Raw genomic sequence first — 18,836 nt, 5'->3', positions numbered from 1 at the left:
GGTACTGCAGGGGGGACCCTGTGGGAGAGTAGGACGCCGCCGAACAAACTTTGAAGAGGACCCCCGTGCCGGATGGCACGGGGGTTTTCTGCGTTCAGGGCCAGGCCTTTGCCAATGCGCCTTTCAAGCCAGGCCGCCTTTCCGGCCGGGCAGACCCGTCAGGCCGGGCGGACCAATTTCGTGTCGTACGCCAGAATCACCGCCTGCACCCGGTCCCGGGCACCCGTCTTCGCGAGGATGCGGCCCACATGCGTCTTCACCGTCGATTCGGCCAGATGCAGCCGCGCGGCGATCTCCGTGTTCGTCCAGCCCTGGCCGATGACCGTGAGGATCTGGAGTTCCCGGTCGGTCAGCGACGACAGGAGCGGATGCTTGGCCGGGTCGGCCCGGCTTCCGGAGTCCTCGCCGCTCGGCAGCTGGTCCGCGAACGCGTCGAGGAGGCGCCGGGTCAGCCTCGGGGCCACCACCGCGTCACCCGTCGCCACCGCGCGGATGCCGGACAGGAGCTCCTCCGGTAGCGCGTCCTTGATGAGGAAGCCCGAGGCCCCCGCGCGCAGCCCCGCGTACGCGTACTCGTCCAGGTCGAACGTCGTGAGGATGAGGACGCGGGACGCCGAGCCGGACGCGACGATGCGGCGGGTGGCCTCGATGCCGTCCATGTCGGGCATGCGGATGTCCATCAGGATGACGTCCGGGCGGATGCTGGCGGCCATGCGGACCGCGTCGGCTCCGCTGCCGCCCTCACCCGCCACCGTCATGTCGTCCTGGCTCTCCAGAAGCATGCGGAAGCCCAAGCGTTGCAGGGGCTGATCGTCGACTATGAGGACGCTGGTCACTGAGCGGATTCCTTCGGGGAAGACATAGGAGCGGAGACACCGGGCGAGGAAGAGACAGCGGACGAGGCGGCGTCGCCAGCCGTCGTGCGCGGCAGATGGAGGCGGACCTCCCAGCCGGTGGCGGGGCGGGGACGCGGACCGGCCTCAAGTGTGCCCGCGTACAGGGCCGTTCGCTCCCGCATACCGGTGAGGCCGCGACCGTCGCGGACGCCCGGGCCGCGGGCCGCGGTGCCCGTGTCCGTGACGGTGACCGTCACCCCGGCGTCGGCGTACGTGATCAGGACGGCGGCCGTCGCGCCCGGACCGCCGTGCTTGAGGGTGTTCGTCAGGGCCTCCTGCACTACGCGGTACACCGTGAGTTCCTGGCCCTGGGGCAGGGCGTCGGGGCGGCCGTGGACTGTGGTGCGGACGGGCAGGCCCGCGGACCGCACGCCGTCGATGAGGCGCGTCAGATCGGCGAGCGCGGGCTGCGGGGCCAGGGCCGCGGCCTCCGGGGCCTCGTCGCGCAGGACGTCCAGGAGGCGGCGCAGCTCGGCGAGGGCCTGGCGGCTGGTGGAGCCGATGGCGTCGAGGGCCTTCGCGGCGTGCTCGGGGGACTTCGCGGCCGCGTACTTGCCGCCGTCGGCGAGGCCCGTGATGACGGACAGGTTGTGGCCGATGATGTCGTGCATCTCGCGGGCGATGCGGGTCCGTTCGGCGGCCGCGGCGAGCTGGGCCTGCTGGTCGCGTTCGACCTCGAGGCGGCGGGCGCGCTCGACGAGCGCCTTGGTGTGGTCCTGGCGTGAGCGGACGGCGATGCCGAGGAGCGCGACGATCGCGTACGCCCACACCTGCGGCACGATCTGCTGGTCCCAACTACCCCTCGGGTAACGCACGGTCCCCACGAGCAGCGGCACCAGCATCAGCGCGCCCGCCCACCCCAGCGTCCGCAGGGGCAGCCGCAGCGCGACGCCGAACAGGACGATGAGCTGGACGAGGGCGGCCTGGAGCATCGCACCGGTGCCCGCGCTGACCGTGCCGAACGCCACCATGACGGCGAGGACCGCCATCGGGTGGCGGCGCCGCCACAGCAGCGGCAGCGTCAGACCGAGGCTCAGCACGAGGACGAGCGGGCCGGGGACGTCCTGGTTGTGCGCGACGTTGCGCCAGCCGCCACCGGCGTAGTCGACGCAGCCGGCCGTCACGAAGAAGCCGGTGACCAGGAGGTCCCAGAGCAGCGGGCGGCGCTCGTCGACGGCGCGCACCCGCTGGACCAGGCGCTGGACGTACTGGGTGAGGGCGTGCGGGTCATGGGCCACGAGCTCATCCTCGTACAGGAGTTCCATGCGTGGGGCGGTGCGGGTCAGACGTCGCGGCGCTTGAGGAGGTACGAGGCCGCGGTGAGGACCGCGAGGGCCCACAGGACGAGGGTGAACAGGGCGGGGCCGGGGGCGATCGTGTCGTCCACGCGGGAGAGGGAGCCGAGCGACGAGGCGGCCTGGGCGGGGAAGCAGCGCACGACGTCGTCCACGCCGCCGAACGGCAGCGTCGAGAAGATCTCCGGCAGGACGAGCACGGCGCCGACGAACGCGCCGATGCCGCCGGGCACCGAGCGGAGCAGCGCCCCGAGCCCCAGGGCGATCAGGCTGAGCAGGGTGACGCCCGCCGCGTTGCCCGCGAGGGCGCCCAGGACGCCGGAGTCGGTGAGCGCCAGCTCCTTGTCGGTGTCCGCGAGCCAGATCTGGGCGACGAGGAAGGTGACGACGTTGGTGACGAAGGACAGGGCGAACGCCACCGCTGTGAAGACCGCGGCCTTCGACCACAGGACCGGTCGACGGCGTGGGACGGCGGTCAGGGAGGCACGGATCATGCCCGTCGAGTACTCGCCCGCGGTGACCAGGATGCCGAGGACGGCGAGGCAGATCTGGGAGAGCTGGGTGCCGAAGAGGGTGAAGACGATGGTGTCGACGTCGGAGTCGTCGCCGTCGTACGTGCTGCCCATGGTGATGCCGACGGCGAGGACCAGGGCGCTCGCCGCGAGCACGGTGATCCAGGTGGTGCGCAGCGTCCACAGCTTGTGCCACTCGGAGCGCAGGACGCGGGCCGGGGTGACCCGGTATGAGGTGGGGGCGGTCGTGGTCATGCCGCGGCTCCTTCCAGGGGGGCGGCGTCCGGAGTCACGTACTCGACGGAGTCGTGGGTCAGGTCCATGAAGGCCTGCTCCAGGGAGGCGGTGTGCGGGGTGAGTTCGAAGAGGGGGACGGCGTGGGCGGCGGCGGTGCGGCCGATGTGTTCGGCGTCGGTGCCGCGGACCTCGAGGGTGTCGGGGGCGCTGGTGCCGATGGTCACTCCGGGGCCCGCGAGCAGCGCGGCGAGGCGGTCCGCCGCGGGGGACACGACCTTCACGGAGCCGGTGCCGGACTCGCGGACGAACTTCTCGACGGTCGTGTCCGCGAGCAGTCGGCCCCGGCCGACGATGATCAGGTGATCGGCGGTCACGGCCATCTCGCTCATGAGGTGCGAGGAGACGAGGACCGTGCGGCCCTCGGCGGCCTGCGCCTTGAGGAGGTTGCGGATCCACAGGACGCCTTCGGGGTCGAGGCCGTTGACCGGCTCGTCCAGGACGAGCGTCGCGGGGTCGCCGAGGAGCGCCGCCGCGATGCCGAGGCGCTGACCCATGCCGAGGGAGAAGCCCTTCACGCGGCGGCCCGCGACATCGGTGAGGCCGGTGATGGCGAGGACGTGCTCGACGCGGGAGCGGGGGATTCCGTGGGTGTGGGCGAGGGCCATCAGATGGTGGTACGCGGAGCGGCCGGGGTGCAGGGAGCGGGCCTCCAGGAGCGCGCCGACCTCCGTCAGGGGCGCGCTGTGGGTGGCGTAGGCGCGGCCGCCGACGGTGCAGCGGCCGCTCGTCGGGGCGTCGAGGCCGAGGAGCATCCGCATGGTGGTGGACTTGCCCGCGCCGTTCGGGCCGAGGAAGCCGGTGACGGTGCCGGGGTGGACCTCGAAGCTGAGGTCGTCGACGGCGGTCTTGGCGCGGGTGCCGCGGCCGTAGCGTTTGGTGAGTCCCTGTGCGCGAATCATGGGTCGATGGTCGCGGCGGGGCGGGCCGCGGCGCGTCGGACCGGGGTCCTGAGCTCGGGCGGGGCGTAGTACCGGGGTACGACGACGGGCGGAAAACCAGGCGGCCTTGAGCTGGGGCGTTGCCTAGGATCGGGATATGGAGCACCTCATACGCCCCGTGCGTGGCGACGAATGGCGACAGGTCAGGGCGTTGCGGCTGCTCGCCCTGCGGGATCCGGCGGCCCCGGTCGCCTTCCTGGAGACGTACGAGAACGCCGTCGCGAAGCCGGACGACTACTGGCGGGAGCGGACCACGAACGCGGCGCCGGGCGGGCCGATCCGGCAGTTCATCGCGGAGGGCCCGGACGGCGGCTGGGCGGGCTCGGTGACCGTGCTCGTCGAGGAGCCGGGCGCGCCGAGCGCGCTCGGGACCGGTGTCGAGGTGCGCCAAGCGCATCTGGTGGGCGTGTACGTGCGGCCCGAGCACCGGGGCACGGGCCTGACCGAGGCGCTGTTCGAGGCGGCGGTGGAGTGGGCGCGGGCGGCGGACGGGGCCGGGGTCGAGCGGGTGCGGCTCTTCGTGCACGAGGACAACGCCCGGGCCGAGGCCTTCTACCGGAGGTTCGGCTTCGCGCGCAGCGGCCAGTCGGCGTCGGTGCCCGGGGACCCGTCGGCGCGCGAGTACGAGATGGTGCTGGCGCGGGCCCCCGGGCGCTAGCCGATCAGTTCGTCGTGGGGCCAGCGGGCGCGGCCCTGTTCGCGGGAGCGGAGCAGGGCGAGCGTCGGCATGCCCTGGTCGGCTCCGGCGGCGAGGAGCTCCGGCAGCTGGGGGAGCGGGGCGACCGCCGCGACGTCGTCGAGTACGAGGGTCAGGGGCGGGTCGAGCCGCCCGGCGGGGGAGCGGTCGGCGAGGCGGCGGCCGCGCTCGACCATGCTGGAGGCGAGCGCCGTGAGCAGCGGCATCGCGCCCGGGTTCGCCTTGGGGTCCTCGATCGCCTCGCCCACCACGAAGAGGGTGCCGCCCTCGTCGACGAGGGAGTCCAGGCTGAGGGCGTCCGCGCGGTTGGGCGTGCAGGACTCCCGTACGTTCAACGTGAACAGGCAGGACAGGGCGCGGGCCGTCAGCTCCTGGGCCATGTCGCGGCGCTCCGCGTACGCGGTGAGCGCGGACTCCAGCTCGCCCGCTGCGCCCGGGGCGGCCTTGGGGTGGGTGCGCAGGACACGGACGGCGTCCTGGATCTGGGTGCCCTGGGCCCAGCGGTGGACGTGCTTCACGGAGCGGCCGTCCACGGCGGCGGCGTGCAGGAAGCTGCGCAGCAGGAGCTCGGCGGTGTCCGCCACGGCGGTGTCCAGCTTGGCGGTGGGTCTTATGGGGGCGAGCAGGGCGCGGGCGCGGTGGGTCGCCGTGGCCTTGTCCTCGCAGCCGGTGGTGGGGGACCAGTGGAGGCGGGCCGGGGTGTCGCAGAGGTGCGCGGGGTCGTAGACGAGGACGGGGCCCAGTTTGGCGCGGGCGTCCTTCGTCTCCTCCCACAGGGTGGGGTCGGAGGTGATGACCAGGGTCGCGGACTCGGCGTCGGCGATGGCCTCTGCGGCTAGGGGGCGGCGGGTTTCGGGGGTGCCAAGGACCAAGGGTGTGCGGGGGGTGGGGACGGTGGGGGGTCGCTTGGCCAGCGCGGGCGGGGTGGGCTCGGGCTTGGGCTCCGGCTTGCGCTCGGGCTCTGCGGTGAGCGGTTGCTCGGCGGTAGGGGCTGTGCCCACCCGTTCCGCCCTCTGGGCGGACCAGCTGCCCACAGTGGGGGTGGGGGCGGGGGGTGGCTCAGGGGCGGGCTCCGTGCGGCGGGCTGCTCTGCGTACCGCGCGGAAGCGGGTCAAGGTGCCCATCACGAAGATCGTGAGGACGATGAGGACCATCACCTGGCCGATGAGGAAGCCCCAGAAGAGGCCGTAGCCGGAGAGCTGGTCGCGGGGCGTTCCGGGCCAGGCGCCCGCGACGTCGTGGGGTTCCTGGACGAGGTGGCGTACGGCGGGCGGCGTGTTGTTGAACGTGACGTGGTCGGGCCACTCGCCGTGGGCCCACCAACCGGCGATGCCGGTCGCCGACCACATGAGGAAGACCATGCCGACCACGAAGGCCAGGACGCCCACGAGCAGGGCGTCCGGGACGCCGCGCTCGCGGCCGGGCGGTTCCTGGCGGCGGTCCCGGTAGCCGTCCCGCTCCACGTCACGCCACCGTCGACCGGGAGGAGCCCGCGGGGCCCTCGCCCATCTGCTGTTCCATGTACGCCGCCCTTTCCTCCGCCTCCCGTTCGGCCGCCGCGAGGACGTCGTCGGTCGCGAGCAGGTCGCTCGCGGACTCCGTCATGGCGCGGTCGGTGAAGACCAGGGGGCGCTCCGTCTCCGTGATGAGGTGTTTCACCACCTGGACATTGCCGTTGACGTCCCAGACCGCGATGCCGGGCGTCAGGGTGGGGATGATCTCAACCGCCCACCGGGGCAGGCCGATGACGCGGCCCGTGGCGCGTGCCTCGTCCGCCTTCTGGGCGTAGACCGTGCGGGTGGACGCCATCTTCAGGATGGCGGCGGCCTCCTTCGCGGCCGCGCCGTCGACGACGTCCGAGAGGTGGTGGACGACCGCGACGAAGGACAGGCCGAGGCGGCGGCCGAACTTCAGCAGGCGCTGGAACAGCTGGGCCACGAACGGCGAGTTGATGATGTGCCAGGCCTCCTCGACGAGGAAGATGCGCTTCTTCCGGTCGGGGCGGATCCAGGTGTGCTCCAGCCACACGCCGACGATCGCCATGAGGATGGGCATGGCGATGGAGTTGCGGTCGATGTGGGAGAGGTCGAAGACGATGAGCGGCGCGTCGAGGTCGATGCCGACGGTCGTGGGGCCGTCGAACATGCCGCGCAGGTCGCCGTCCACCAGGCGGTCGAGGACCAGGGCCACGTCCAGGCCCCAGGCCCGGACGTCGTCTATGGCCACGTTCATGGCCTCGGCGGACTCCGGTTCGGGGTGGCGCAGCTGCTCGACGATGTCGGTGAGGACGGGCTGGCGGTCGAGGATGGTCTCGTTGACGTAGGCGTGCGCGACCTTGAGGGCGAAGCCGGAGCGCTCGTCGAGGCCGTGGCCCATGGCCACCTCGATGATGGTCCGCAGCAGCGCGAGCTGGCCGGTCGTGGTGATCGCCGGGTCGAGCGGGTTGAGGCGGATGCCCATGTCGAGGGCGGCCGTCGGGTCGAGCCGGATGGGGGTTATCCCCAGCTCCTGGGCGATGAGGTTCCACTCGCCGACGCCGTCCTCGCCCTGGGCGTCGAGGACGACGACCTGGCGGTCCTTGAACCGCAGCTGGCGCAGGACGTACGTCTTCTCCAGGGCGGACTTGCCGTTGCCGGACTCGCCGAGGACCAGCCAGTGGGGGGCCGGGAGCTGCTGGCCGTACAGCTGGAACGGGTCGTAGATGTAGCCCTTGCCGGAGTACACCTCGCGCCCGATGATCACGCCGGAGTCACCGAGTCCTGGCGCGGCCGTCGGCAGGTAGACCGCCTGGGCCTGTCCCGTCGACGTGCGCACCGGGAGGCGGGTGGTCTCGACCTTCCCGAACAGGAAGGACGTGAACGCGTCCGTGAGGACCGTCAGCGGATCCCGCATCGCACCTTCACACCCCTAGCGTTGTGGTTCATCGCCGGATGCCGGTCGCGAACGGCAGCGTGTTCACGAAGGCCCGGTGGTGCTCGCGGTCGCACCACTCCAGTTTCAGATACGACTTTCCGGCCGACGCCCTGATCGTCCGCTTGTCGCGGGCGAGGGCTTCGGGGGAGCGCGACGAGACGGTGATGTAGCCGACGAGGTTGACGCCCGCGGCGCCGCTGGCCAGGTCCTCGCCGCGCTGGTCGAGGCGGGAGTGCGAGGCGATGTCGCGGGGGTCGACGGTGCGGTTCATCTTGGCCTGGCGGCTGGCCTCCGCCTCGTCGTTGGTCTTCTCCGTGAGCATGCGCTCGATGGCGACCTCGGTGGGTTCCAGGTCCATGGTGACGGCGACGGTGCGGATCACGTCCGGGGTGTGGACGAGCAGCGGCGCGAGGAAGTTGACGCCGACGGGCGTCATCGGCCACTCCTTGACCCAGGCCGTGGCGTGGCACCAGGGGGCGCGCGTGGACGACTCGCGGGTCTTGGCCTGGAGGTAGGTGGGCTCCATCGCGTCGAGCTCGGCGGGCCAGGCATTACGTTTCGTCATCGCCTGGATGTGGTCGATGGGGTGGTCCGGGTCGTACATGGAGTGGACGAGCGAGGCGAGGCGGCCCTGGCCGAGCGGCTGGCGCACGCGGATGTCGGCCTCCTGGAGCCGCGAGCAGATGTCGGTGAGCTCGCGGGCCATGACGACGGCGAGCCCGGCGTCGCGGTCGAGCTTCCTGCCGCCGTGCGGGCGGGCGGCGCGGGCCATGGCCTGTGCCTCGGCGGCCAGGTCGCGGGAGTAGTGCATGCAGGCGACGAGGTAGGCGCGGTGCTGCTCGCTGCTGGTGGACACCATCGACTGGAGCTCGTCGTAGCTGTGCTGGAGCCAGGGCAGCGCGCGGTCGTCGCCGCGCGCGGCGACGTCCTTGGCGTGCGCGTCGGGGTCGGCGGGCAGCGTGCGGGCCAGCATCTGCAGGCGCGTCACGAAGCCGTCGCCGTTGGCGACGTGCTTGAGCAGGGTGCCGAACCGGTCGACGAGGGCCTCCTGGTCCTCGCTGTCGCGCAGGCCGACGCCGGGGCCCTCGATCTCGATGGCGGCGGTGACGGTGCGCCGGTCGGCGTGCAGCAGGACGGCGATCTCGTCCGGCCCGAAGGGCGCGGCGAGCCAGCTGATGCGGCCGATGCCGGGCGGCGGGCCGATCTCCACCTCGCGCCCGTCGAGCCGGATGCCCGCCTCGGCGGCCGCGGACCGGTAGGTGGTGCCGCGCCGCAGCGACCGCTTGAAGCTCCGGTTGATCTCGAACCACTTGTAGAACGTGCGTCCCTTGTACGGGAGGTACACCGCCGCGATGGCGATCAGCGGGAAGCCCATGAGCAGCACGATGCGCAGGGCCAGGAACGGGATGAGGATGCCGCACATCATGCCGAGGAACGCGCCCGCGATGATCAGCGCGATCTCGCCGGTCTCGCGGTTGCGGCCGATGATGGCGTTCGGCCGGGCCCGGCCGATCAGATAGGTGCGGCGGGGCGTGACCGGTGGGGACACATGGGACTGGGTCGTCAACGCCCTTCACCTCCAGTGCTGTTCGTACCGCGGTTGCCCGCGTGCGGGGTGCTCGACGGGCTCGTGCGGGGTGGGGGTGCGGCGGAGGGGACAGTTCCGCCGCCGTTCTGGGCGGGGCCCGCCTGGCGGTGGGCGTGCGAGGACAGGCCGCTGCCGACGGCGTTGGCCGCGGCGGGCTGGGGCGGGGTGTCGCCACCGCCGGCCTGGCCGCCGCCCGCCTTGCCGCCGGGGCGTGCGCTGTGGGTGCGGATGCCCTGGGCGACCCAGGCGGCGGGCGAGTTGAGGGCGGTGGCGGCGCGGTTCTCGGCGCCGCGCATCAGGCGGTTGTTGCGGGTGGCCATGATGTCGTCGCCGAAGCCGGGGATGAACCGGTAGATGGAGGCGCTGGCGAAGATGGCGAGGAGGATGACGGAGAGCCCGGAGACGACGGCCGACAGGGAGTCCGGGCCGTCCTCGCCCTGGAGGGCTCCCGCCACGCCGAGCACGATCACGATGATGGGCTTCACCAGGATGATCGCGACCATCAGACCGGCCCAGCGGCGGATGCGGCCCCAGGTGTTCTTGTCGACGAGGCCCGAGTACACGACGGTGCCGAGCAGCGCGCCGACGTAGAGCATCGCGGCGCGGATCACCAGCTCCAGACAGAGGATGCCCGCGGCGGCGATCGACACGGCGGACACGACGATCAGCATGATCGGGCCGCCGCCGATGTCGGTGCCCTTGTCGAGGGCCTGCGAGAACGTGCCGAAGAACCGGTCGGTGTCGCCGCCCACCGACTTGGCGAGCACCTCGGAGACGCCGTCCGTCGCGGACACGACGGTGGACAGGATCAGCGGGGTGAACGCGGACGCGAGCACCGTCAGCCAGAGGAAGCCGATCGCCTCCGAGAGCGCGGTGAGCAGGGGTACGCCGCGCACGGCCCGCTTGGTGACCGCGAGCAGCCACACGATCAGCGTCAGGATCGTCGACGCGGCGAACACCACGGCGTACTGCTGGAGGAACTTCTCGTTGGTGAAGTCCACGGCGGCGGTGTCGTTCACGTACTCGGTGAGCTTGTTGACGATCCAGGACGCGGCGTCGCCGAAGCCGCGCGCCAGCGAGCTGAGCGGGTCGAGATCGGCGAGGGCCCCATTGTCGGGCGTCTTCCGCTCCCCACCGCCTCCTCCGCCGCCTTCGCCTTGCTCGCAGTACTTCTTGGCGGGGCCGTGGATGAGCGCGCACGGATCGTCGTCGGGTGCGGCGGCGGCGCGCGTCGCGAGGAGGAGCACAGCTGTCTGGATGGCCGCGAGGGCGGCGGTGAGCTTCAGTACGGGGCGACTACCGCGCATACGTGAACCCTCCGTACCCTTCCACGGCGTCCGCGATCTCTTCCGAGCCGGACGCGCGGTCGTCGCCCGGGACCGGGGCGGGACCGTCCTTCTGGGTGTGTGTGGTGATCTTCCAGTCGCCGTCGATCCAGGCCAGCTTCATGGTGATCGTGAACCAGCTGTTGGTGACCGGCTTGGTGGACCGCTCGCCCGCGAGGCCGAGGAGGCCGCCGCACCAGGCGGCCACGGTGGCCCTGCCGTCGGCGAAGTCGGTGACCTTCGTGCCGATGGGGCTCGTGCGGGAGACGAACTGGTAGCCGCTCGGTGTGGACCCGTTGGCGTTGAGCCCCACGTTCTTGAAGAAGTCCGCGCTGTACGCCTTGTCCAGCTCGGCCTTGAACTTGGCCACGCTGGAAGGAGCCATGATGGCCTTGAGGATGCCGTCCCGCTTCGACTTGTCGAACATCTCGGCGGAGCCGAGCGCCACCGCGTAGTTCGCCGTGGCGCTCTGCGCGCCCTGCTCCGTCTTGGCGTAGCCCGCCGGGATGCCCCCGTTCTTGCCGCTCACCGGCCTTTCGCCGGTGGGGGCCGTGGGGGAGGTCCGCGCGCCCTTGTCGTGGGCGCCGTCGCCGTCGCCGTCGGACGACGAGTCGTCGCGGTTCGCGAAGGCGATGGCGGCGATGAGGAGGACGATCACGCCGATGACGGTGACGAGGCTGCGGGAGGGGGAGCGGCCGCCGGGGCGGCCGGATCTGCGGGCGCCGCCGTAGCCGTCCTCGCGCTCCGGGAGCCGCGTGCGCGTCTCGCCGGTGCCGCCGAAGAGGTCATCGTCATCGCTCATGCCGCGTACGCCCCCTCAACCTCATCCTTGACCACCACGTCCGCCTGGTGCACCGGATATGACGGTAGCCGTGCTGGTTCCCGCGCGGGCGCGGTGTGGTGACTCGACATCAGGGAGTTGCAACCTCAGCCGGTGGGCACGACGGACGGGGGAGAGAAGGGGGACGGGGGGAGAAGGTGTGCGGGGCGGGGGTCAGACCGCCATGCCGTACACGATGGTGAATAGGGTGCCGAGCGAGCCGATGATGAAGACACCGGTCAGGCCCGCGATGATCAGGCCCTTGCCCTGCTCCGCGCTGAACGTGTCGCGCAGCGCCGTCGCGCCGATGCGCTGCTTCGCCGCGCCCCAGATCGCGATGCCGAGGCACAGCAGGATCGCCACGGCCATCACGACCTCGATCATCACGCGTGCTTCGTTGCCCAAGCTCCCGAAGGGACCCCAGTCGGGGGCGATCCCACCGATGATGGTGGTGATGTCGCCCTTCTCGGCTGCCATAAGCATGTGTAACTCACCGCCCCTAGTGGGTTGTTCCTGCGCCTCTGCCCACCTCTGCCTACCGCAGTGCAGAGGACGGTGCTCATTCTCGCCGACAATCCGCCCGGCGTGTGCAGCCTTGGCGTCATTCGTTGGCCGACTTCAAGCGTATGGTCACTCTATGTATCACGAGGGGTGACGCCGGGCAACGAAGGTCCGGCGTGGCCCCTGACGTCACCTCAGAACGAGGCCGGGCCGCGCCCTCAGACCCCCCGTCAGGTCCGGGGGGAGAGGCCCCCGATGCCGCCGCTGACGACGTAGGTGCAGTCGGTGTAGCGGTAGCCGCCCTGGACCGTGGTGCCGTCGCTGTGGTCGCGGACCAGGCCGGTGCCGCCGGTGCCGCGCTTGTAGAGGAAGTGGTACTCGCCGGGCGGCAGGCGCAGCGTCTTCTGCGGATAGCTCCGGCTCGCCTTGCAGGCCTTGCTCTTGCCCTCGGCCCTGCTGGCGTACGGGGTGCAGCCCGCGCAGGCGTCGAGCTTGACGGTGCCGGTGGCCGGGCCGGTGAAGAGGACCTCGACGGCGCTCGCCCCGTCGTTCTTGACGACGAACTCCTGGCCCGAGCCGGGGCCGCGCTGGGCGGGCAGCTTCCGGCCGGCCTGCGGGCGCTCGGCGGCGACTTCGGCGGCGATGGCGATGGTGCGGGCGCGCTCGCGCTTGCCGCTGTTCTTGTACGTGTCGGCGTAGTCGCGCAGGCGCTTGGCGGCCTCGGTGAACTGGCCGTCCTTGAACTCGTCCACGCCGCAGGCGTACTCGCCGGACTGGACGGCGCGCTCGGCCCGGGCGGCCAGGGAGCCGCCCTTGCCGCCGGGCAGGGAGGCGGCGACGGCGCGGACGCGGGTCAGCTTCTCGGTGGCGGAGCAGGGGTCGGGGCCCTTGAGTTCGGCGGTGCGGTCGTCGATGGCCGCGCCGAGGGCGGGAATGACCTTCCCGGCGGCGGCGGAGTCGGGGAACGTCGTCAGGAGCTCCTGGAGGTGGGTGCCGTCGCCCCGGTCGACGGCCGCGGACCCGCACTCGTACAGGGAGGTCGCGAGCCGGTCGTCGGGCCAGGTGGCGAGGCGGCCCAGGCGGTTCTCGCCGATGCGGTCGGGCAGGGTGCGCAGATAGGTGAGGGGCGCGATGGCCTGGCAGTACCGGCCGTCGGCGTAGGGCCGGGCGACGGCCTTGTAGTACGCGTCGAGGCGGTCGGGCACGCGGTCGGCGGCGCGGGAGCCGCCGTGGTCGCGGACGAGGTCGCGGTAGGTGTCCAGGGCGGAGCGGTAGGCGCGCTCGGAGCTGGCGAAGTCCTGTCCGTCCTGGTCCGCGACGAGCCGGTCGGCGTCGGCGAGCCGCTCCAGGAGCATGTCCTCGACGGCCTCGTCCCGGGCGGCCTCGTAGGCGAAGGCGCTCGCGGCGGGGACGGCGAGCAGGACGACGCCGAGCGCGGCGGCGAGCGGGGCGCGCAGCCGCAGGGCGAGGGCGGTGCGGCGGGCGCGGCGGGCCGCGTCGGCGGCGGCGAGCACGAGGAGGGCGAGGTAGCCGACGAGCAGGCCGCCGGGGACGCCGTCCACGTCGGCGGGCAGGGCGATCAGGAGAAGACCGGCGGTCGCCGCCCAGCACAGGGCGGCGGGCAGCCAGGCGCGGAGGAGGGCGTAGCCGAGGCCGAGCCCGGTGAGGTTGAGCAGGGCGGCGGCGACGGGGCGCAGGGGCTCGGGCGGCGCGGGCGGGGGAGCGGGCGCGGCCGGGGGCTCCAGGAGCTCGGGCGGACCGTACGCGGGCGGCACGGGGGCGCCGGGGGCGCCGGGGGGCGGGCCGTACGCGGGGGCGCCGTAGCCGCTGGGGCTGCCGTACGCGGGTGCCTGGGGCGGTGGGCCGTAGCCGGGCCCGGGCGGCGCGGTGGGCGGGGGCCCGGCGGGCAGGGGCGGACCGAAGCCTTCCGGGGGGTTGCCGCCGGGTCCGGCCTGGGGTGCCTCGGGCGTGCTCGCGGGGCTGGGCCCGGCTGCGGGCGCGGGCGGGTGGGGCGCGGGTGTCCCGCCGGGCGCCGGTCCGCTCGCGGGCGTGGGCCTGCCTTCGGGCGCGGGCGGGCCCTGAGTGGCCGATCCGTACGCGGGCGCGGGCGCCTGGGGCGCGGGCTCCCCGCCAGGCACCGGCTTGTCCTCGGGCATGGCCCTGTCCGTGGGCGTGGCTTCAGGCATGGCCCTGTCCGTGGGCGTGGCTTCAGGCATGGCCCTGTCCGTGGGCGTGGCTTCAGGCATGGCCCTGTCCGTGGGCGCGGCTTCAGGCACGGCCCTGTCCGTGGGCGCGGCTTCAGGCACGGCCCTGTCCGTGGGCGCGGCTTCAGGCATGGCCCTGTCCGTGGGCGCGGCTTCAGGCATGGCCCTGTCCGTGGGCGTGGGCCCGCCATGCCCCACCGATCCGCCCTCGGGCGCGGCCCCGGGCGCTCCGGCCCCGGACGCAGGCGCGGCCCCGGCTTCAGGCCTCGGCCCGTCTCCAGGGCGGCCCCCAGGCGCGGCCCCGGGCGCGGCTCCCTCGGGCGCGGCCCCCGACGCGGGCGCAGCCCCCTCAGGCATGGGTCCGCCCCCCGTCGGCGGCCCGTCCTCCGGGGCGGGCCTGTCTCTGGGGTCGTTGGGTTCCATCGTCGGCTCCCCCCAGCCGTAGCACGCGGTGTGCGGCGCGCCGGGCGCCTCCCCCGCGCCCAACCCCCCTACAGTCCGCCAAAGTTGGCGCTCCGTCAATCGTCCGTCACGGTCAGCGTTCGCAGGAACCGGAAGAAGGTCTCGTACAGCTCGCGGCCCACGCCCCGGCCGCGCAGCGCCGGATCGACGCCCGCGAAGTGGATGTCGGAAGGAGCAGGGACAGCGTCATGTCAGTGCCCTTCCACAAAGTGGTCGAATTCGCCCGCGCGCACGCCCAGGACGAAGGCCTCCCACTTCGCGCGGGTCGTCGTGACGACCTGGTCCGGGGCGCCGGTCTCGCGCAGGTACACCGCGTCGTCGGGGCCGAAGGCGTACTCGATCCAGGGGCCGGGCCCCGGGTCGTCCTCCGGGGCGGCGCGGATCCACTCCAGGTCGGCGGGCAGGTCCGGGCGGGTGTCGGTCACGGGGCGCGGCCTCCTTCGGGGCGGGCGTGCGGATCCGAGTATCCGCCGTCGAACGGAGGATGATCCACCCCGGGCGGGGGCCCCGCCTCTACACTGACCCCGGCGGACTCCCGGTGCGCGAGGGGTGGTTGACGGTGCGTAAGACATGGCTGCTCGCGTCCGTCGCGTTCAGTGGCTCGGTGGGCTTCATCGGACTGCTCGTCGTCGGGACCTTCGTCGCCGCGGGCTCGGTCGCCGGGGGCGGCGGGGCGCGGGGCGGCGTCGGCCTCGCCAAGGGGTCGGTGCCCACCACGTACCAGCCGCTCGTGCAGAAGTGGGGCAATCTGTGCGAGGCCATCAACCCGGCCCTGCTCGCCGCCCAGCTGTACCAGGAGAGCGGGTTCAACCCGAGCGCGAAGAGCCCGGCCAGGGCGCAGGGCATAGCGCAGTTCATCCCGGGGACCTGGGCCACGCACGGGATCGACGGCGACGGCGACGGGGACCGGGACGTGTGGGACCCGAAGGACGCCATCCCGTCGGCCGCGTCGTACGACTGCAAGCTCGCCAAGTACGTGAAGGACGCGCCCGGCGACCCGACGAAGAACATGCTCGCCGCGTACAACGCGGGCGCGTACGCCGTGATCAAGTACGGGGGCGTGCCGCCGTACCGCGAGACGCAGAACTACGTCAAGATCATCACGACTCTGGAGAAGAGTTTCGCCAGGCCCGTGGGGCGCGTGAATCCGTCGCGGCAGGCGGCCGGGGCCATCTACTACGCGCAGAAGAAGCTCGGCACCCCGTACCTCTGGGGCGGCAACGGAACGGCCGACCAGGGCGGCCGGTTCGACTGCTCGGGGCTCACTCTCGCCGCGTACCGCAGCGTCGGCATCCCCCTGCCGCGCGTGGCCAACGACCAGTACAACGCGGGGCCGCACCCCAAGCGGGACGAGCTGCTCCCCGGGGACCTGGTGTTCTTCTCCGACGACCTGAGCAACTCGCGGGCCATCCGGCACGTCGGTATCTATGTGGGCGGCGGCTACATGATCGACGCGCCGCGGCCCGGTGCGAGGATCCGCTTCGATCCCGTGGACACTCCTGACTACTTCGGAGCCACCCGAGTGACCGAAGATGGCGCAAAAGCAGTGCCCAGTGAGTCGCCCGAGGAGCGGGAAGAGAAGCCCGAGAAGGGACGGGAACCGGCCGGTGAGCCGAGTTCCCCGCCCACCCGCAGGCCCTCCGAAGAGCCTTCGGAAGAGAGTTCAACGGCGCCCTCCGTGCCGTCGGACGCGCCGCAGCCGGAGGGCACGGACGTCTGACCGGCGGCCGGAGCGGAGGCGTGCGCCCGGCGCACGCGCCGCCCGAGCTGGCTGGAACGCTCCGCTAAAACACCCCCCTGAGCTGCGGCGATGAGTCTCTCTTCGATAACGTCTGAGTGATCATTCGGTGGAGAGTGGAACGTAGATAAGGGGACTGTGCGTTCCCTTGACTGGTACAGCACACGCACTGGCCACGGGGGTTGATGGAGGGCGCGTCAGGCGACGCGCCCGCGAGCGATGAGGACAAGGGGCCGCGGCATCATGGCTGGACTCGACACATCCGGGTCGAACCCCGACGTCAGCCTGCTCTACGACATCAACGGCCTGGCGAAGGACTCCCCGGGCCTCGTCGCCCGCACCATGGAGTTCATCGGCGAGTACGGGCTGCTCGTCGCCCTGGTGCTGCTCGTCCTCTGGTGCTGGTGGGGCGCCCGCAAGCGCGGCACGCTCGACGACGCGGCCGGTTCCGTCGCCGCCGTCGTCTGGGCCCCGCTCGCCGCCGCCATCGCCGTCCTCGTGAACGTGCCGATACGGAACTTCGTGGAGCGCCCGCGCCCCTTCAAGGACCACCAGGGCCTGGAAGTCCTGGTCGGCGGCAAGAACGACTACTCGTTCGTGAGCGACCACGCGACGCTCGCCATGGCCATCGGCGTCGGCCTCTTCGTCGCCCACCGCAAGTTCGGCATCGCCGGGATCGCCCTCGCCGCCCTGGAGGGCTTCTGCCGCGTCTTCATGGGCGTGCACTACCCCACCGACGTGGTCGGCGGCTTCGCCCTCGGCACGGCCGTGACGCTGCTGCTCTCGCCCCTCGCGATGGCGCTGCTCACGCCCGTCACCAAGGCGATCGGACGCTCCGGCAGGGCCGCCCGTCTGGTGTGGGCTCCGCACCGCGGCGCCCGGCCGGTCGCCACCCTGCCGGAGCAGGAGGCCGCGGGGTCTGACGAGAAGGACCTCGCCGCGTAGCGGCGCCCGGCGCCACCAGAGTTACAGGGCCTGCGGGAAGGTGAAGAAGCGCGTCGGGTCGTAGGCCTTCTTGACCTTCTTCAGGCGGGGCGCCGCCTGGCCGTAGTACGCCTCGCGCCAGTTGGTGAGGGTCGCGTCCGTGTAGTTCTGGTACGCCGCGCCCGAGGCGTGGCGCCGCATCGCGCCGTGGGCCCCCTTGAGCCAGCCCTGGGCGCCCGTGCCGGAGGTGCCCGCGCGCCAGGAGGCGATGTACTGGGCGAGCATCCGGGAGCGGCGGTGCACGAACGCCGTGGCCGTCGGGTCGACGCGGTTGATGGCGCCGCCGAGCGCGGTCAGGGCGATGCTGCCCGCGGTGCCCCGCTCGCCGCGCACGTGCTCGATCTGGCCGAGCAGCGCGCGGATCCCGGCGGCGGACAGCGAGCGGTCGAAGAAGTCCGAGCGGGCCGCGTACGTCTCCCGGCCGAGCGCGCCCGTCGGGGTGCGGCCCGGAGTGCTGCCCGGCAGATGGCACTGGGCGTCCGTCGCGAACGACGAGCAGCCCGCGTACACCTCCATGGCCTCCTCGTAGCCGCGGCGCTTCAGGGAGACGCTGCGGGCCGGGGCGCCCACCTTGTCGGCGAGGCGGTCGACGGCGTTCTGCAGCCCGCCGTACGTGCCGAGCGAGAAGGCCGCGACGGAGACAGTGGGGGTGCCGCCGGGCACGGCCGCGAGGTGCAGCGACGACCAGATCTCGTCCGGCTGCGAAGGCCCCCACTCCTGCCAGGCCTTCACCACCGCGGCGGCCTTCGCCCACGGCCAGGTGAGGTACGCGGACACCGCCTGCGGGGCCGGGTGGGTGCGGAACGTCAGCTCGGTGACGACGCCGAACTGGCCGTTGCCCGCGCCGCGCAGCGCCCAGAACAGGTCCTTGTGCTCCGACTTGTCGGCCCTGATCAGCTTCCCCGCGGCGGTGACGAGCGTCGCGGAGGTGAGGCTGTCGCAGGTCAGGCCGTAGGCGCGGGAGACGACGCCGTGGCCGCCGCCGAGGGTCAGACCGCTGATGCCCACCGTCGGGCAGGAGCCCGCGGGGATGGTGACGCCCTTCGCGGCGAGGGCGCGGTAGACGTCGATGAGCTTCGCGCCGCCGCCGATGGTGGCGGTGGAGCCGGAGACGCGGGTGCGGTTGAGGCGCGACACGTCGAGGATCAGCTTGCCGGTGCCGGAGGACCAGCCCGCGTACGAATGGCCGCCGTTGCGGACCGCCACGGGGACGTCGTGGGCGCGGGCGTAGGCCAGGGTGGTGCGGATGTCGTCGGGGTGCGCGACGTACGCGACGGCCGTCGGCTTCAGGTGGTCGAAGCGGGTGTTGTACAGCTGGCGGGCCGTGGCCCAGTGCGCCTCGTTCGGACGGACCAGGGAGCCGTCCAGGTCACGGGCGAGCGCGGTGAGGTTGGCGGCCGCGGACGCGGCGGCCGTCCTGATCGGCGTGGTGGCCGTGGAAGCCGTCGCGGACCCCGCCGTGCCGCTCGCCGACGCGCTGCCGCTCGCTCCGCCCGTGCCGCCGCTCCCGCCGGTGCAGGCGGCCGTACCCGCCGCCGCGACGGCGGCGGCCGCCGCCCCTATGAACGTACGCCGTGCCAGCCGTTCCATGAACCCTCCCGTTGCCTTCCCGCACAACGAGACGACAGCGGGGGCCGTGGGGTTCCGGCGAAACGGTGGTACTGGA

16 protein-coding genes are annotated in these 18,836 nt (G+C 72.7%); 3 read left to right on the top strand and 13 right to left on the bottom strand.

Features of this window, described 5'->3' with window-relative positions; all coding sequences use genetic code 11:
* Positions 1-158: 158 nt before the first annotated feature.
* The 4 genes from ACIG3E_RS15380 to ACIG3E_RS15365 are packed head-to-tail and all read right to left on the bottom strand — an operon-like array spanning position 159 to position 3,899.
* A complete protein-coding gene (locus ACIG3E_RS15380; RefSeq protein WP_399615781.1) occupies positions 159-836 on the bottom strand; it encodes a response regulator in 678 nt (225 codons plus the stop codon).
* Complete coding sequence (locus ACIG3E_RS15375) at positions 833-2,161, bottom strand: sensor histidine kinase (protein ID WP_399615779.1); 1,329 nt, start codon at positions 2,159-2,161, stop codon at positions 833-835. Before ACIG3E_RS15375 ends, ACIG3E_RS15380 begins: the two co-directional genes overlap by 4 nt.
* A 17-nt stretch (positions 2,162-2,178) precedes the next feature.
* Entirely contained in the window at positions 2,179-2,958 is a 780-nt protein-coding gene (locus tag ACIG3E_RS15370; protein WP_399615777.1) for an ABC transporter permease, read from the bottom strand.
* On the bottom strand, positions 2,955-3,899 hold the full coding sequence (locus ACIG3E_RS15365; RefSeq protein WP_399615775.1) for an ATP-binding cassette domain-containing protein: 945 nt from the start codon (positions 3,897-3,899) through the stop codon (positions 2,955-2,957). The genes ACIG3E_RS15370 and ACIG3E_RS15365 overlap by 4 nt, the downstream gene beginning before the upstream one ends.
* Positions 3,900-4,035: 136 nt before the next feature.
* Here ACIG3E_RS15365 and ACIG3E_RS15360 point away from each other — a divergent pair, with 136 nt between their 5' ends.
* Positions 4,036-4,596 carry a GNAT family N-acetyltransferase gene (locus ACIG3E_RS15360; protein WP_399615774.1) on the top strand — a complete coding sequence of 187 codons (561 nt, stop codon included), beginning with the start codon at positions 4,036-4,038 and terminating at the stop codon, positions 4,594-4,596.
* Here ACIG3E_RS15360 and ACIG3E_RS15355 read toward each other — a convergent pair.
* From ACIG3E_RS15355 to ACIG3E_RS15320, 8 genes are all read right to left on the bottom strand, one after another.
* Positions 4,593-5,996, bottom strand: a complete 1,404-nt coding sequence (locus ACIG3E_RS15355) for a type IV secretory system conjugative DNA transfer family protein (protein ID WP_399615844.1) — start codon at positions 5,994-5,996, stop codon at positions 4,593-4,595. The genes ACIG3E_RS15360 and ACIG3E_RS15355 overlap by 4 nt on opposite strands.
* A 103-nt stretch (positions 5,997-6,099) precedes the next feature.
* Complete coding sequence (locus ACIG3E_RS15350) at positions 6,100-7,527, bottom strand: ATP-binding protein (protein ID WP_138960498.1); 1,428 nt, start codon at positions 7,525-7,527, stop codon at positions 6,100-6,102.
* 28 nt (positions 7,528-7,555) lie between these two features.
* Entirely contained in the window at positions 7,556-9,115 is a 1,560-nt protein-coding gene (locus ACIG3E_RS15345; RefSeq protein ID WP_399615771.1) for an SCO6880 family protein, read from the bottom strand.
* On the bottom strand, positions 9,112-10,443 hold the full coding sequence (locus tag ACIG3E_RS15340) for a hypothetical protein (RefSeq protein WP_399615769.1): 1,332 nt from the start codon (positions 10,441-10,443) through the stop codon (positions 9,112-9,114). The genes ACIG3E_RS15345 and ACIG3E_RS15340 overlap by 4 nt, the downstream gene beginning before the upstream one ends.
* Positions 10,433-11,263, bottom strand: coding sequence for a hypothetical protein (locus ACIG3E_RS15335; protein ID WP_399615767.1), 831 nt, complete (start codon positions 11,261-11,263; stop codon positions 10,433-10,435). Before ACIG3E_RS15335 ends, ACIG3E_RS15340 begins: the two co-directional genes overlap by 11 nt.
* Before the next feature lie 192 nt (positions 11,264-11,455).
* Positions 11,456-11,764 carry a hypothetical protein gene (locus tag ACIG3E_RS15330; RefSeq protein ID WP_030689133.1) on the bottom strand — a complete coding sequence of 103 codons (309 nt, stop codon included), beginning with the start codon at positions 11,762-11,764 and terminating at the stop codon, positions 11,456-11,458.
* Positions 11,765-12,012: 248 nt separating this feature from the next.
* On the bottom strand, positions 12,013-13,968 hold the full coding sequence (locus ACIG3E_RS15325) for a hypothetical protein (RefSeq protein ID WP_399615765.1): 1,956 nt from the start codon (positions 13,966-13,968) through the stop codon (positions 12,013-12,015).
* A 671-nt stretch (positions 13,969-14,639) separates the two neighbouring features.
* Positions 14,640-14,873 carry a DUF397 domain-containing protein gene (locus tag ACIG3E_RS15320; protein ID WP_399615763.1) on the bottom strand — a complete coding sequence of 78 codons (234 nt, stop codon included), beginning with the start codon at positions 14,871-14,873 and terminating at the stop codon, positions 14,640-14,642.
* A gap of 128 nt (positions 14,874-15,001) precedes the next feature.
* On the opposite strand from ACIG3E_RS15320, the gene ACIG3E_RS15315 reads away from it, so the two are divergent.
* Positions 15,002-16,168: an NlpC/P60 family protein gene (locus ACIG3E_RS15315; RefSeq protein WP_399615761.1), complete on the top strand. Its 1,167-nt coding sequence runs from the start codon at positions 15,002-15,004 to the stop codon at positions 16,166-16,168.
* 261 nt (positions 16,169-16,429) lie between these two features.
* The gene (locus ACIG3E_RS15310) at positions 16,430-17,131 is read left to right on the top strand and encodes a phosphatase PAP2 family protein (protein ID WP_399615759.1); all 702 of its coding nucleotides are present in this window, start codon (positions 16,430-16,432) and stop codon (positions 17,129-17,131) included.
* A 21-nt stretch (positions 17,132-17,152) separates the two neighbouring features.
* Here ACIG3E_RS15310 and ACIG3E_RS15305 read toward each other — a convergent pair whose 3' ends face one another.
* Complete coding sequence (locus ACIG3E_RS15305) at positions 17,153-18,751, bottom strand: FAD-binding oxidoreductase (protein WP_399615842.1); 1,599 nt, start codon at positions 18,749-18,751, stop codon at positions 17,153-17,155.
* Positions 18,752-18,836 lie beyond the last annotated feature (85 nt).

The organism is Streptomyces sp. NPDC053474, assembly GCF_044544845.1.
Classification (GTDB): Bacteria; Actinomycetota; Actinomycetes; order Streptomycetales; family Streptomycetaceae; genus Streptomyces.
Note: the sequence above shows the minus strand (reverse complement) of the source record. Positions and strands in the feature narration are given on the sequence as shown.